This window comes from Nocardioides thalensis, from assembly GCF_013410655.1.
Classification (GTDB): domain Bacteria; phylum Actinomycetota; class Actinomycetes; order Propionibacteriales; family Nocardioidaceae; genus Nocardioides; species Nocardioides thalensis.
Genome location: NZ_JACCFP010000001.1, coordinates 4,430,445 through 4,444,772, shown reverse-complemented (window position 1 = coordinate 4,444,772; position 14,328 = coordinate 4,430,445). Strand labels below are relative to the sequence as shown.

Sequence of the window (14,328 nt, the reverse complement as noted above, 5' to 3'; positions counted from 1 at the left end):
TTCTAAGGGATCTGCTAGATCGTCAGATATCGAGGAATCGGACGTCCTTTGCGTTGCGCTGGATGAAGGAGCGCCGCTGCTCGACGTCCTCCCCCATCAGGATCGAGAAGATCTCGTCGGCGTGGGCGGCGTCGTCGAGCGTCACCTGGAGCATCAGCCGCTGGTCGGGGTCCATCGTGGTCTCCCACAGCTCCTTGGCGTTCATCTCGCCGAGACCCTTGTAGCGCTGGACCGGGTTCTCCTTCGGGAGCTTCTTCCCGGCCTCGGTGCCGGCGCGCAGCAGGGCGTCGCGCTCGGAGTCGGAGTAGACGAACTCGTGCTCGTGAGGCTTGTTCCAGCGGAGCCGGTAGAGCGGCGGCTGCGCCATGAAGACGTGGCCGTGCTCGATGAGCGGCTTCATGAACCGGAACAGCAGCGTCAGCAGGAGCGTGTTGATGTGGTGGCCGTCGACGTCGGCGTCGGCCATCAGCACGACCTTGTGGTAGCGCAGCTTGTCGAGGTCGAACTCCTCCTGGATGCCGGTGCCCAGTGCGGAGATGATCGACTGCACCTCCTGGTTGCCCAGGACCTTGTCGATGCGCGCCTTCTCGACGTTGAGGATCTTGCCGCGGATCGGGAGGATCGCCTGGATGCGCGGATCGCGGCCCTGTCGGGCGGAGCCGCCTGCCGAGTCACCCTCGACGATGAAGACCTCGCACTCCTCGGGGTTGCGTGACTGGCAGTCGGACAGCTTGCCGGGGAGGCCGCCACCGCCGAGCAGGCCCTTGCGGTTGCGGGCAAGGTCGCGCGCCTTGCGGGCGGCGATGCGCGCAGACGCCGCGGCCTGGGCCTTGCGGATGATGTCCTTGCCCTCGACGGGGTTCTTCTCGAGCCAGGCACCGAGCTGGTCGTTGACCACGCCCTGGGCGAAGCCCTTGGCCTCGGTGTTGCCGAGCTTGGCCTTGGTCTGGCCCTCGAACTGCGGCTCGCCGAGCTTGAGGCTGATGATGGCGGTCAGGCCCTCGCGGATGTCGTCTCCGGTGAGCCGGTCCTCCTTCTTCTTGATCAGGCCCCACTCCTCGCCCCAGCGGTTCATGAGCGAGGTCAGCGCGGCGCGGAAGCCCTCCTCATGGGTGCCGCCCTCGGGAGTGTTGATCGTGTTGGCGAACGTGTGGACCGACTCGTTGTAGGACGAGGCCTGCCACTGCATGGCGACCTCGAGGCTCATCGGGTTGTCGACGTCCTGCGGCGTCTCGGCCTCGAACGCGATGATCGACGAGAGCGTCGCCTTGCGCCGGTTGAGGTGGTCGACGTAGTCGGCGAGGCCGCGCTCGTAGCAGAAGACCTGCTCCAGCGCGTGGCCGTCGGCGTGGATCGCGTCGGGGTCGGCCTGGTCGAGCTCGTTGGCGACGGTCTCGTCGGCCACCGCCTCGGCGATGTCGCCGGACTGCGGCCGCTCGTCGCGCAGCACGATCTTGAGGCCCTTGTTGAGGAACGCCATCTCGCGGAACCGGGTGGTGATGGTCTCCAGCGAGTACGTCGTGGTCTCGAAGATGTCGGGCGAGGCGGTCCAGATCACGGTGGTACCGGTGCCCTCCCCCTCCTCGAGCTCGCGGACCTGGCGCAGGGGGTAGTCGGGGATGCCGAGCGAGAAGTCCTGCTCCCAGAGGTAGCCGCGGTTCTTGATCTCGAGGCGGAGGTGGGTCGACAGCGCGTTGACGACGGACGAGCCGACGCCGTGCAGACCGCCGGAGACCTTGTAGCCGCCGCCGCCGAACTTGCCGCCGGCGTGCAGCACGGTGAGCGCGAGCGTCGCCGCCGGCAGCTCCTGGCCGGGAGCGGTGTCGGTCGGGATGCCGCGGCCGTTGTCGGTGACGCTGATCGAGCCGTCCTCGCGCAACGTGACCTGGATCGTGTCGCAGTAGCCCGCGAGCGCCTCGTCGACCGCGTTGTCCACGATCTCCCAGATCAGGTGGTGCAGGCCGCGCTCGCCGGTGGACCCGATGTACATGCCGGGCCGCTTGCGGACCGCCTCGAGCCCCTCGAGGACCTGGATCGCCGACGCGTCGTAGTCACCGAGGGGTGCCTGGCCGTTCGTCGGGGTGGTGGGCTCGTCCTGGGTCGACAAGTGAGGTCCTCTTTCGGGAGGTGGAGGCACGACGAAGGCCGATGCGCAACAGCCGTGAGGATGCGCGCCCGGCCCGATCGCCATGATAGCCGTTTACGGGCCTCCAGGCACGTAGGCACCCCGCCGCGGGGGGCGTCTGTGGACAAGTTCGGGCCCTGAGCGCGCCGGAAGGGCCTCTAGCAGCGCCGCGCAGGGGTGCGGGTGGGTCCCGATACGGCGCCGCGGGCGTTCGGGCGCCGTATCGGCGTCCTCGCGCTCGCCGTCGCGCTCACCCGTAGGTGTCGCGCGGGCCCCGCCCGTCGCGGGTGCCGAGCCGGCCGTGCTTCCAGCTCGGCGCGGTCGGCCCGAGCACCTCGACGACGGTCACCGTGCCGTCGCCGAGCTCGGCGTTGAGCCGCTTGACGAGGGACGCCGCGAGCAGCTTCAGCTGGGTCGCCCATGCGGTGGAGTCGGTGCGCACGACGAGGGTGCCGTCGGTGAGCGCCTCGGGCGTGGAGTGGGCGCCGATCTCGGGACCGACGATCTCGCCCCACCGTGCGAAGACCGCCCGCACCTGGAGGTCGAGCCCCCAGCCGCGCTCCTCGATGATCCGGGCCACCTCCGACCCGAGCAGCTGCGGGTCGCGCTCGCCGGGGTGCGCCCCGCTGGTGGGCACGTCCTGCGCGCGGGACCGCCGCCAGAGCCGGTTGTCCTTGCCCCCGCCGGACTTGCTCGTACGGCGCCGCGGCACATCCGACTTCCGTCCGCCCGCGGTGCCGCGGAGGATCGCGCGCGCCAGGTCGAGCCCTTCGGGACGGTGGTCGTCGTCGCCCGGCTCGGGAGAATTGCCCGCACTGGTGGGGGTTTCCGGGTCGTCGGGGCGTTCCTGGTCAGGCACGGGTGACCTCGCCGCCGGCCACGTGGAACACCGCGCCCGAGAGCTGCTCGGGCACGTCGGCCTCGACGGCGGCGGTGACCAGGACCTGCTCCGCGCCCGAGACCAGCGCCGCCAGCTGGGCGCGTCGCTCGGTGTCGAGCTCGGCGAAGACGTCGTCGAGGATCAGGATCGGGTCGTCGCCGTCGGCGCGCAGCAGGTCGTAGGACGCGAGCCGCAGCGCGAGCGCGAATGACCACGACTCACCGTGGGAGGCGTAGCCCTTCACGGGCAGCCGCTGGTCCTCGCCCGGCCCGAGCGTCATCACCAGCTCGTCGCGGTGCGGGCCGACCAGGGTGATGCCGCGACGGATCTCGTCGGACTGGCGGCGGGCGAGCTCGGAGCGGAAGGTCTCGTGACGGCCGGTGCGGGCCTCCTCGACCACCAGAGGAACCGACGGCTCGTAGGCGATGCGGGCGTCGTCGCGCGACGCCCCACGCGCCACCGCCTCGTAGGCCTTGCCCAGGTACGGCGCCAGGTCGGCCACGAGGCGCTCCCGCGCCTCGAGCAGCTCGGTCCCGGTGGCGACGAGCTGGTCGTCCCACACGGCGAGGGTCGCGAGCGCGCCCTCGCGCGCGGGCCCGCGGGCGGCGTACAGCGTCTTGAGGAGGGTGTTGCGCTGCCGGAGCACCCGGTCGTAGTCGGCCTTGACCCCCGCGAGCCGCGGCGTGCGCAGCACGAGCAGGTCGTCGAGGAACCGCCGCCGGTCCGACGGGTCGCCCTTGACCAGGGTGAGGTCCTCGGGGCTGAAGACGACCGTGCGCACCAGGCCGACCAGGTCGCGGGCGCGCGGCAGCGGCGACTTGTTGACGCGGGCGCGGTTGGCGCGGCCGGGGTTGAGCTCGATCTCGAGGACCGCCGTGCGCCCGTCGCGTACGACGGCCGCGCGGACCACCGCCTGCTCGGCACCGGCCCGCACCAGTGGCGCGTCGGTGGCGACGCGGTGCGAGGAGAGCCGTGAGAGGTAGTCGATCGCCTCGACCAGGTTGGTCTTGCCCTGGCCGTTGCGCCCGATGAACGCGGTGACCCCCGCCTCGAGGGGCACGTCCACCTCGCCGTACGACCGGAAGTCGTGGAGGGTCAGGTGGCTGACGTGCACCCGACCATCATCCCTCAGACGTCCGGGTTGGCCTCGCCACCCGGGGGCGGCTCGGTGTGCACGGCGTGACCGCCGAACTGGTTGCGCATCGCGGCGATCGCCTTCATCGCCGGGCTGTCGTCCTGGCGGGAGGTGAACCGCGCGAAGAGCGACGCGGCGATGACGTGCATCGGGACGGCGTTCTCGATGGCCGCCTCGACGGTCCACCGGCCCTCGCCGGAGTCCTCGGCGTAGCCGCGCAGCTTGTCGAGGTGCTCGTCCTCGCGGATCGCCTCGGTCAGGAGGTCGAGCAGCCAGGAGCGGACGACGGTGCCGGTGCGCCAGGAGGAGAAGATGTCGGGCACGTTCTCGACGAGCTCGGACTTCTCGAGCAGCTCCCATCCCTCGGCGTAGGCCTGCATCATCGCGTACTCGATCCCGTTGTGGACCATCTTCGCGAAGTGGCCGGCACCCGGCGCGGACCCGCAGTGCACCAGGCCGTCCTCGGTGTCACCCGGCTTGAGCGCCTCGAACGCCGGCATCACCTTCGCGGCGTCCTCGGCCGCGCCGCCGTACATCAGGGCGTAGCCGTTCTCGAGCCCCCACACCCCGCCGGAGACGCCGCAGTCGACGAAGCCGATGCCCTTCTCTGCCAGCGAGGCGGCGTTGACCGCGTCGTCGGTGTACTTGGAGTTGCCGCCGTCGACCACGAGGTCGCCCTCGCCGAGCAGCTCCTTGAGCTCCGCGATGGTCGAGCGGGTCGGGTCGCCGGAGGGCACCATCACCCACACGACCTTGGGGCTGGGGAGCGCGTCGACCAGCGCGGCCAGGCTGTCGACGTCGCTGACGTCGGGGTTGCGGTCGTAGCCGACCACGGTGAGGCCCGCGTTGCGCATCCGGGTGCGCATGTTGCCGCCCATCTTCCCGAGGCCGACGAGTCCGATGTGCATATGGGGAGCCTAGCGGGCGCGACGAAGGAGCGGCCGCGTGGCGAGGCAGGTCGAGCGAGGCCGCGACCGAGCCTGCGAGGTCGCGACGCCGAGTCGAGACCCTTTCAGCGACTAGCTCAACAAGCGCCGGGGCATCAACAGGTACTTGAATCCCGCCTCGGAGCTGTCCTCGGTGGTGCCGCTGATGACGACCGGCTTGGACGCCTGCGTGAACGCGAGCTCGACGACCGCCTCGTCGATCGCGGTGAGGCCGTCGAGGAGGAACTGCGGATTGAAGCCGGTGACGAGGTCCTCGCCGTCGATGGTCGCGGGCACCGACTCGGCCGCCTGGGCCTCGTCGCCGGAGCCGGCCTCGAGCGTCAGGGCGCCGTCCTTGAACGCCAGCTGCACCGCGGTGTTGCGCTCGGCGACGAGCGCGACGCGCTTGACCGAGTCGATGAGCGCGGCCTTGTCGATCGTCGCGACGGTGAGCCGCTCGCTGGGGAAGAGCGCCCGCACCTTGGGGAACTCTCCGTCGAGCAGGCGGGTCGTCGTACGGCGGACCCCGCCGGGGCCGCTGCCCTCGAAGCCGATGAGCCCGTCGCCACTGCCCGACGCGGACAGCGCGATGGTGATCTCCGGGCCGGCGGTGAGGGACTTCGCGGTGTCGCCGAGCACCTTGGCCGGGACCAGCGCGGCGAGCGAGGCGTCCGGGGTGCCGGGCGTCCAGCCGAGCTCGCGCATCGACAGCCGGAAGCGGTCGGTGGCGAGGAGCGTGATGGTGTCGCCCTCGATCTCGATGCGCACCCCCGTGAGCACCGGGAGCATGTCGTCGCGGCCGGCGGCGGTGACCGCCTGGCCGACCGCGTGCGCGAACGTCTCGCTCGGCACCGTGCCGGTGGCGGCGGGCATCTCCGGGATCGTCGGGTAGTCGGCGACCGGCATCGTCTGGAGCGAGAACCGCGAGGAGCCGCAGGTGATGGAGACCCGGGCGCCCTCGAGCGACACGTCGACCGGCTTGCCCGGCAGCGCGCGGCAGATGTCGGCGAGGAGCCGGCCGCTGACGAGGGCGGTGCCCTCGTCGCTCACCTCGGCGGTGAGGGTGGCGCGGGCCGAGGTCTCGTAGTCGAAGGTCGACAGCACGAGGCCGTCGTCGCCCGCCTCGATGAGCAGGCCGGCGAGCACCGGTGCGCTGGGACGGACGGGCAGGCTGCGCGCCGCCCAGGCGACAGCGTCAGCGAGGACGTCGCGGTCGACTCGGAACTTCACAGTGGTGTCCTTCTTGGGGCGTCAGCGTCCGGGCGTCGCACTCATGTCCCGGCAGGGAATGACACGGGTGTGGTGGTGGGGAGCATCCTGCCACGCGGGTGGTGCGGCTCGCAGCGGGGCGGGAGGGGTCGTTTCCACAGGGAGAGGGCCGGTCGGAGTTCGACGTCGTTGGGGTGCGTAGGAATTCTCGTAGGAGTCATAGCGTCGGTGGAATCTGTGGACGACCGGCATCGGCGCTGGTCAGACCGGGTGTGGGTGCGCACAGGGGCTGTGGACGAGTCGTGTACGACGAGGGGCGCGGTGTGGACCCGGCGCGGTTGTGAATCACACGCACCGGTCGGTCCCCCGAATCCTCCCCGTGTAGTTCGGAGGTAATTCGGGGTTTCGTCCACAGGCGGGCGTGGTGACCAGCAGGGGGTCAGCCCTGGCGGGCCTGCATCTTGACCCGGTTGGTGAGCTCGCTGACCTGGTTGAACACGGCGCGCCGCTCGCCGAGCAGCTGGTTGATCTTCCGCTCGGCGTACATGACGGTCGTGTGGTCGCGGTTGCCGAACTGGGCTCCGATCTTCGGCAGCGACAGGCCAGTGAGCTCGCGGCAGAGGTACATCGCGATCTGGCGGGCCATCACCAGGTGGCGCCCGCGGCTCGGGCCGGTGAGCTCGTCGATGGAGAGGCCGAAGTAGTTCGCCGTCTGGGCGATGATCAGCGACGCAGTGATCTCGGGCTCGCCCCCGTCGGGGATGAGGTCCTTGAGCACGATCTCGGCGAGGGTCAGGTCGACCTCCTGCCGGTTGAGGTTGGCGAACGCCGTCACCCGGATCAGCGCGCCCTCGAGCTCGCGGATGTTGGTCTGGATCTTCGAGGCGATGAACTCGAGCACGTCCGGCGGCGCGGTGAGCCGGTCCATCGCGGCCTTCTTGCGGAGGATCGCGATCCGGGTCTCGAGGTCGGGGACCTGGACGTCGGTGATCAGGCCCCACTCGAACCGGTTGCGCAGCCGGTCCTCGAGCGCCTCGAGTCGCTTGGGCGGGCGGTCGGAGGTGAGGACGATCTGCTTGTTGGCGTTGTGGAGGTAGTTGAACGTGTGGAAGAACTCCTCCTGGGTCTGGGTCTTGCCCTCGAGGAACTGGATGTCGTCGATGAGCAGGACGTCGACCTCGCGGTAACGACGCTTGAAACGGTCCTGCCGGTCGTCGCGGATGGAGTTGATGAACTCGTTGGTGAACTCCTCCGAGCTCACGTAGCGCACCTTCGCCCCGGTGTAGAGGCTGCGCACGTAGTGGCCGATCGCGTGGAGAAGGTGGGTCTTGCCCAGCCCGGAGTCGCCGTAGACGAGCAGCGGGTTGTAGGACTTCCCGGGCGCCTCGGCGACCGCGACGGCGGCCGCGTGCGGGAACCGGTTCGACGAGCCGATGACGAACGTCTCGAAGGTGTACTTCGGGTTGAGCCGCGCCTCGTTGGCGGTGCCGGGCCGGCTCGGATCCGCGGCGTCGTACGACGGGGGCGTGGGGGCGCCGGATGGATAAGTCGACGAGTCGACCTGTTGATTTGTCGACAAGTCGCCTTCGGCCGACAGGCCCGGGAGAGTCGTGTCGTCGAACGAGACCGGCTCGGCCGGCGCATCGCTGTGCAGGCTGGCGTCGACGGTGACCGCGAGCTGCACCTCGTTGCCGAACTGCTCGGTGAGGGCGTCCTCGAGCTGGCCGCGAAGGCGGCCCTCGAGCCGCTTGCGCGTGAAGTCGTCGGGGACCGCGACGATCGCGGTGGTGCCGTGCATGGTGACCGGCTTGCTCGCCTGGAGCCAGGCGCGCTGGTGGGCCTGGAGCTCGTCGATGACCGCGCGCCAAGCGGTCTCGAGGCGGGCCGTCGCGTCACCGGACTCGGTGGTCGCCGCCGTGGTGGCGGGCGACTGCCCCTCGTTGCCGGCCTGCATGCGGCCCTCGTCCGACGTCCCGTCCACGGGCATTCCTCTCCTGCTCTCGACCTCGGGTCGTGGCCGGTCGCGGGGGCGAACGGTCACGCTTCGGAGGGACTCGCCCGCCGGTGGGCGGCCGGGCACCTCCACAACTTTGTCCACAGGTTGTGAACACTGGGCCGTCGACGTCGACGGCGCCTGCCCGAGGCCGATGCGTGAAGCGGTCAACGACGAGTTTCCGCAGGTCAGCCCCCCAGTCCGGAGAGTTCGGCCGAGGCTGCGGCCTCGTCTGTTGTGCCACGTCGCGACAAGCGGCGGGGAATCCCGGATGGGTCGAACCTAACCGCCGCCGCGCCTGTGGATCAACCCGCTATCCACAGGGCGTGCGGAATTGTGGTGAACTGGTTCCCGGCAGCGGCGGACCGAGGTGATCCGTCGGTTTGACCCTGTTCCTCGCGCCCGCGTACCGTTGGGCGGTCATCCGGTGTCGACCGGTGCCGCATGCCCACGGACTTCCACGCCCGTGAGTGCGCGGTGCCAGCCGAAGTCGAACCGAGTCGGTCTGACCGGGTGGCCCTTCCCGAACGAAACCTGAGAGGCCCATCGTGAGCAAGCGGACGTACCAGCCGAACAACCGTCGTCGTCACAAGACGCACGGCTTCCGACTGCGGATGCGCACCCGCGCCGGTCGCGCGATCCTGTCCAGCCGCCGCCGGAAGGGCCGCAAGAGCCTCGCCGTCTGAGGCGGAGGCCGGGCATTCGTGTTGCCTGCCGCCCACCGGCTGAGGGAATCGGCCGACTTCCAGCGCGTCACCCGCCAGGGTCGGCGCGCTGGTTCGCGCACCCTGGTGGCGCATCTCGCGCCCGGGGAGTCCGGCGTGGCGGTGGGCCTGGTGGTCAGCAAGCAGGTGGGCGGCGCGGTCGTCCGCAACCGCGTGAAGCGCCGGCTCCGTCATGCCGCGAGCGCGCGCCTCGACCAGCTGCCCGCGGGTTCGCGACTCGTCGTGCGGGCGCTCCCGGCGTCGGCCGCGGCGTCGTACGAGGAACTGGGCACCGACCTCGACCGTTGCCTCCAACAGGTGACGCAGCAGCGAGCGCCCCGGTGAAGTGGGTCCTGATCGGACTGGTGCGGGTCTACCAGTTCACGCTCAGCCCGCTGCTGGGCCAGGTCTGCCGCTACTACCCCTCCTGCTCGCACTACGCGGTCGAGGCGCTCGACCGGCACGGCGCGATCAAGGGGAGCTGGCTGACCGTACGGCGCCTCGGTCGTTGCCACCCGTGGGCCCCTGGCGGGGTCGACCATGTTCCACCTCGAGTTCCACCGCTCCGCACGGCCTCCGCCGGCGCAGCCACCAAGCCTGCAGCAACCAACCCTGACCTAGGAGTCTGAGTGGGGATCATCGGCGACATCGGCCACTTCATCATGGTGCCGCTGTACTACATCATCTCGGCGGTGCTGATCGGCTGGCACAAGCTCTTCGACCTGATCGGTCTCGACCCCGCCGGGGGTGCCGCCTGGGCGCTGTCGATCGTCGGCCTCACGCTGGTCATCCGCGCTGCACTGATCCCGCTCTTCGTGAAGCAGATCAAGTCGAGCCGCAACATGCAGCTCATCCAGCCGAAGGTGCGCGAGCTGCAGAAGAAGTACGGCCACGACCGGCAGCGTCTCGCCGAGGAGACGATGAAGCTGTACAAGGAGGCCGGCACCAACCCGTTCGCCTCCTGCCTGCCGATCCTGCTCCAGATGCCGATCTTCTTCGCGCTGTTCCGGCTGCTCGACCAGGCGGCGAAGCACCAGAAGGAGCACGGCTTCCTGACCAAGGAGCTCGCGACGCAGTTCGGGAACTCCGAGCTGTTCGGTGAGATCGGCCTCGCCCGCTCGTTCTGGGCGGCGAGCCCGATGGGCGAAGGCGCCGACAACGTCGCCGTGATGATCGTGGCGGCGATCCTGGTGCTGGCGATGACCGCGACGACCTTCACCACGCAGCGCCAGCTGATGGCCAAGAACATGCCGGCCGACGCACTGACGGGCCCGTACGCGCAGCAGCAGAAGATGCTGCTCTACATCCTCCCGGTGGCGTTCGGCCTCGGTGGCGTAGCGTTCCCGATCGGTGTCCTCCTGTACTGGACGACGTCGAACCTGTGGACCATGGGCCAGCAGTTCTACGTGATCCGCAACAACCCGGCCCCCGGTACGCCTGCCTTCAAGGCGAAGCAGGACCGCGACAAGGCGAAGGCCGCCAAGCACCCCGAGAAGTACGCCGCGTACGAGGCGCCGGCCGAGGGCACCGAGGTCACCGAGACCGACCGGCGCCCCGCGACCCGCCAGCAGCCCAAGCGGCAGTCCCGCTCCCAGCGCAAGAGCGGCCCCGCGAACCAGAACAACCCGGGCGGCAAGCCCAAGACCGATGGAGGCACCCCGTGAACGCCGAGCTCGACACCACCGAGGCCGAGACGACCGAGACCACCGACTCCGCTGCCGACCAGGACGGCGGAACGTCGCTCGTGGAGCGTCTCGAGCAGGAGGGCGACATCGCCGCCGACTACCTCGAGGAGCTGCTCGACATCGCGGACCTGGACGGCGACCTGGACATGGACGTCGAGGCCGACCGCGCCGCGGTCTCGATCGTGGGCGCCGACCTCAGCCAGCTCGTCGGCCCCGACGGCAAGGTGCTCGAGGCCCTCCAGGAGCTCACCCGTCTGGCGGTCTACCGGGAAACCGGCGAGCGCTCGCGGCTCATGCTCGACATCTCCGGGTTCCGCGCCGACAAGCGCTCCCGCCTGACGAAGCTGGGCGAGGAGACGGCCGCCGAGGTGAAGGCGTCCGGCAAGCCGGTGTCCCTCGACCCGATGTCCCCGTTCGAGCGCAAGATCGTGCACGACGCCGTCGCCGCCGCCGGTCTGACCTCGGAGTCCGAGGGCGTCGAGCCGCGTCGCTACGTGGTCGTCCTGCCGCCCGCGGCCGACTGACCCTCGCGCGTCGTCGTTTCACGTGAAACCAGGACCCGACGACTCCGCTCCCCCGCCCGGCCCCGGCGCCCCGCCGCGGGTGGCGGAGCGCCTCTTCCCCGGTGATCGTCTCGAGGTCGCTTCGGCGTACGCCGGACTTCTGGCAACCGATGGCGTCGTCCGTGGGCTGATCGGGCCGCGGGAGGCGCCCCGCCTGTGGGGCCGGCATCTCGTCAACTGCGCCCTCATGTCCGCTGCGCTGCCCGACGGGGCCAGGGTCGCCGACATCGGATCCGGCGCCGGACTGCCGGGGCTGGTGCTGGCGATCGCCCGGCCCGACATCTCGATGACGCTGGCGGAGCCGCTGCTGCGGCGGACGACCTTCTTGCAGGAGGCGGTCGAAGAGCTCGGGCTCGAGAACGTGACGGTCCGTCGCGACCGTGCCGACGCCCTGCACGGGGTCGAGACGTTCGACGTCGTGACGGCGCGGGCGGTGGCTCCGCTCGAGCGGCTCCTGGGCTGGTGCATGCCCCTGGTCTCCCCCACCGGTGAGCTGGTGGCGATGAAGGGCACCTCGGTCGAGGAGGAGGTGGCGGGCGCGGCGACCGTGCTCTCCCGGCTCGGCTGTGGAGAGCCGGTGATCGAGGTGTACGGCGAGCAGCTGGCGGAGGAAGATGCCTCCGTCGAGCCGATCCGGGTGGTCCGCGTGGGCTGGCGGGATCGGGTCCGAGGACCGGCCGCGGCGCGAGTAGAGTTGCCGACTTCGGGCGCCGCTGGACGGCGGCCCGGCACCGGTTCCCACAACCGGCGGCGCGGTACGGATCGCTCGCGACAGCAGTCGCGGAGGCGAGGAGACAAGGCATGAACGGTGACGAGACCACGTCCGAGAGCCAGGGGGATTCTTTGTCCGGGAATGAGTTTTCCACCGACGCCGACGCGCCTTCTGAGCGTGAGCATCCACAGGAGCCCAGTGGTTTTCCACAAGCGCCCGTGAGTGCCGAGGCCGCGGTTTCACGTGAAACCACCGAGTCCGTTTCACGTGAAACGCCCGGGTTCGCAGTTCGCACGGCGGCCGATCTCGCCGAGTACGGCGCCCCGCTCGAGGACGACCAGACGCCGCTGGCGCGGGCCGCACACCACTCCGTGCTCGTCCGCTCCGGGATCTCCCACCCCGCCGTCGCCCGACCGACCGAGACGCGGGTGTTCGTCGTCGCGAACCAGAAGGGCGGCGTCGGCAAGACGACGTCGACGGTGAACCTCGCGGCCGCCCTGTCCCAGCTCGGGCAGCGGGTCCTGGTGATCGACCTCGACCCGCAGGGCAACGCGTCGACCGCACTCAACATCGACCACCACCGCGGCACCGCGTCCACCTACGACGTGCTCGTCGACGGTGCCCCGCTCTCCGAGGTCGTCCAGTACTGCCCCGACGCGCAGAACCTCGCGGTGGTGCCGGCGACGATCGACCTCGCCGGCGCCGAGATCGAGCTGGTGAGCGTCGTCGCGCGCGAGGGCCGGCTCAAGAAGGCCCTCCAGGCGCACCCGCAGATCGGCACCGCGGCCGAGGCCGGGGACGAGCGGTTCGACTACGTCTTCATCGACTGCCCCCCGTCGCTGGGCCTGCTCACGCTCAACGCCCTCGTCGCCGGCGACGAGATGATGATCCCGATCCAGGCGGAGTACTACGCGCTCGAGGGCCTCGGCCAGCTGCTGTCGACGGTCGACATGGTCCGCGCGCACCTGAACCCGTCGCTCGCCGTCTCGACCATCCTGCTGACGATGTACGACGCCCGCACCCGTCTCGCTGCGGGCGTCGCCGCCGAGGTGCGCGAGCACTTCGGAGACCAGGTGCTGAAGTCCGCGATCCCCCGCTCGGTCCGGGTCTCTGAGGCGCCGTCGTACAGCCAGACCGTCATGACCTACGATCCCGGTTCGCCGGGCGCGCTGAGCTATCTGGAGGCCGCGCGCGAGATCGCAACCCGAGGGAGCGTGGAGTGAGCAGCACCCCGTCGCGCAGGGGCCTGGGGCGAGGGCTCGGATCGCTCATCCCCACCGCTCCCCCTGTCAACTCCGACGCCCACGATCCGGACTTTGCCGCGAGGGGGCCTGCCAGCGCCTCGGCGGACCAGGGGTCCACCGAAACCGAGAACGGCCCGCAGATCGAAAATCCCGATCTGGCGCCCGTCGACGGCGCTCATTTCGCCGAACTGCCGGTCGGCCAGATCCGGCCGAACGCGGTCAACCCGCGCACGGTGTTCGACGAGGAGGCGATGGCCGAGCTGGTCCACTCCATCAAGGAGATCGGCCTCCTCCAGCCGGTCGTCGTGCGCAAGGTCGGGCCGGAGGCCTATGAGCTGGTCATGGGCGAGCGCCGCTGGCGCGCGACCCAGGCAGCCGGGCTCGAGACGATCCCGGCGATCGTCCGCGAGACCGACGACACCGACATGCTGCGCGACGCGCTGCTGGAGAACCTGCACCGCTCGGACCTCAACCCGCTCGAGGAGGCCTCGGCCTACAACCAGCTGCTCGAGGACTTCGGCTGCACCCACGACGAGCTCGCCCAGCGGATCGGGCGATCGCGGCCGCAGATCAGCAACACGATCCGGCTGCTGAAGCTGGGTCCCGCGGTGCAGCGGCGGGTGGCCGCCGGCGTGCTGTCGGCCGGCCACGCGCGGGCGCTGCTCGCGCTCGACGACCAGGACGCCCAGGACCGTCTCGCCCAGCGGGTCGTCGCCGAGGGCATCAGCGTGCGCGGCCTCGAGGAGATCATCTCCGTCGGGGACCTCAGCAAGAACAAGCGCACCAAGCGTCCCAAGCTGACCGCGCCGGGGCTGGCGGAGCTGTCCGACCGGCTCGCGGATCGGCTGGAGACGCGGGTCAAGGTCGACCTGGGTCAGCGCAAGGGGAAGATCACGATCGAGTTCGCCAACACGGGGGACCTGCAGCGGCTCGTGGAGATCATCGATCCTCGGAATCGGTCGGATCGGCCTATCTGAGCCCACCGGTGGTTGAGGCGCGACGAGCGCAGCGAGGAGCCTCGAAACCTCCGGGGGGGTGGTGGTTCGCGCCGTCGGGCGCGGCCGCGGCTGCGCCTCCGGGCGCCCTCCCGGCTTGCTCGCTCCGCCGCGCTACGGCGCTCTTCGGTCGGGCGCCGCGTGGCTAGGGGCGCCG

Annotated in this window: 14 protein-coding genes; 8 read left to right on the top strand and 6 right to left on the bottom strand. The window is 70.4% G+C overall.

Annotated features, from left to right (window positions below):
• Positions 1–22: 22 nt before the first annotated feature.
• The 6 genes from gyrB to dnaA form a co-directional block, all read right to left on the bottom strand.
• A complete protein-coding gene (gene gyrB / locus HNR19_RS21635; RefSeq protein ID WP_179669881.1) occupies positions 23–2,191 on the bottom strand; it encodes a DNA topoisomerase (ATP-hydrolyzing) subunit B in 2,169 nt (722 codons plus the stop codon).
• Positions 2,192–2,375: 184 nt separating this feature from the next.
• Positions 2,376–2,984, bottom strand: a complete 609-nt coding sequence (locus HNR19_RS23660; protein WP_179669880.1) for a DciA family protein — start codon at positions 2,982–2,984, stop codon at positions 2,376–2,378.
• Complete coding sequence (gene recF, locus HNR19_RS21625; protein ID WP_179669879.1) at positions 2,977–4,119, bottom strand: DNA replication/repair protein RecF; 1,143 nt, start codon at positions 4,117–4,119, stop codon at positions 2,977–2,979. Before recF ends, HNR19_RS23660 begins: the two co-directional genes overlap by 8 nt.
• Before the next feature lie 14 nt (positions 4,120–4,133).
• Complete coding sequence (gnd, locus tag HNR19_RS21620) at positions 4,134–5,048, bottom strand: phosphogluconate dehydrogenase (NAD(+)-dependent, decarboxylating) (protein ID WP_179669878.1); 915 nt, start codon at positions 5,046–5,048, stop codon at positions 4,134–4,136.
• 111 nt (positions 5,049–5,159) lie between these two features.
• Positions 5,160–6,296 (bottom strand): DNA polymerase III subunit beta, encoded by a 1,137-nt coding sequence (gene dnaN, locus HNR19_RS21615; RefSeq protein ID WP_179669877.1) that lies wholly within the window; start codon positions 6,294–6,296, stop codon positions 5,160–5,162.
• Positions 6,297–6,714: 418 nt separating this feature from the next.
• Positions 6,715–8,262, bottom strand: coding sequence for a chromosomal replication initiator protein DnaA (gene dnaA / locus HNR19_RS21610; RefSeq protein ID WP_218910343.1), 1,548 nt, complete (start codon positions 8,260–8,262; stop codon positions 6,715–6,717).
• A 554-nt stretch (positions 8,263–8,816) separates the two neighbouring features.
• Between dnaA and rpmH the strand changes: the two genes are divergently transcribed.
• The 8 genes from rpmH (at position 8,817) to HNR19_RS21570 (ending at position 14,153) form a co-directional block, all read left to right on the top strand.
• Positions 8,817–8,954, top strand: a complete 138-nt coding sequence (gene rpmH, locus HNR19_RS21605) for a 50S ribosomal protein L34 (protein WP_030483636.1) — start codon at positions 8,817–8,819, stop codon at positions 8,952–8,954.
• 18 nt (positions 8,955–8,972) lie between these two features.
• Positions 8,973–9,317, top strand: a complete 345-nt coding sequence (gene rnpA, locus HNR19_RS21600) for a ribonuclease P protein component (RefSeq protein WP_179669876.1) — start codon at positions 8,973–8,975, stop codon at positions 9,315–9,317.
• The gene (gene yidD / locus HNR19_RS21595) at positions 9,314–9,601 is read left to right on the top strand and encodes a membrane protein insertion efficiency factor YidD (RefSeq protein WP_179669875.1); all 288 of its coding nucleotides are present in this window, start codon (positions 9,314–9,316) and stop codon (positions 9,599–9,601) included. Before rnpA ends, yidD begins: the two co-directional genes overlap by 4 nt.
• Before the next feature lie 33 nt (positions 9,602–9,634).
• Positions 9,635–10,636 carry a membrane protein insertase YidC gene (gene yidC, locus HNR19_RS21590; RefSeq protein WP_218910880.1) on the top strand — a complete coding sequence of 334 codons (1,002 nt, stop codon included), beginning with the start codon at positions 9,635–9,637 and terminating at the stop codon, positions 10,634–10,636.
• Positions 10,633–11,181 carry a Jag family protein gene (locus HNR19_RS21585; RefSeq protein ID WP_179669873.1) on the top strand — a complete coding sequence of 183 codons (549 nt, stop codon included), beginning with the start codon at positions 10,633–10,635 and terminating at the stop codon, positions 11,179–11,181. Before yidC ends, HNR19_RS21585 begins: the two co-directional genes overlap by 4 nt.
• Positions 11,182–11,203: 22 nt before the next feature.
• Entirely contained in the window at positions 11,204–12,025 is an 822-nt protein-coding gene (gene rsmG, locus HNR19_RS21580) for a 16S rRNA (guanine(527)-N(7))-methyltransferase RsmG (protein ID WP_343047320.1), read from the top strand.
• Positions 12,026–12,150: 125 nt separating this feature from the next.
• A complete protein-coding gene (locus tag HNR19_RS21575) occupies positions 12,151–13,155 on the top strand; it encodes a ParA family protein (RefSeq protein WP_343047319.1) in 1,005 nt (334 codons plus the stop codon).
• Entirely contained in the window at positions 13,152–14,153 is a 1,002-nt protein-coding gene (locus tag HNR19_RS21570; protein WP_179669871.1) for a ParB/RepB/Spo0J family partition protein, read from the top strand. The genes HNR19_RS21575 and HNR19_RS21570 overlap by 4 nt, the downstream gene beginning before the upstream one ends.
• Positions 14,154–14,328: the final 175 nt, after the last annotated feature.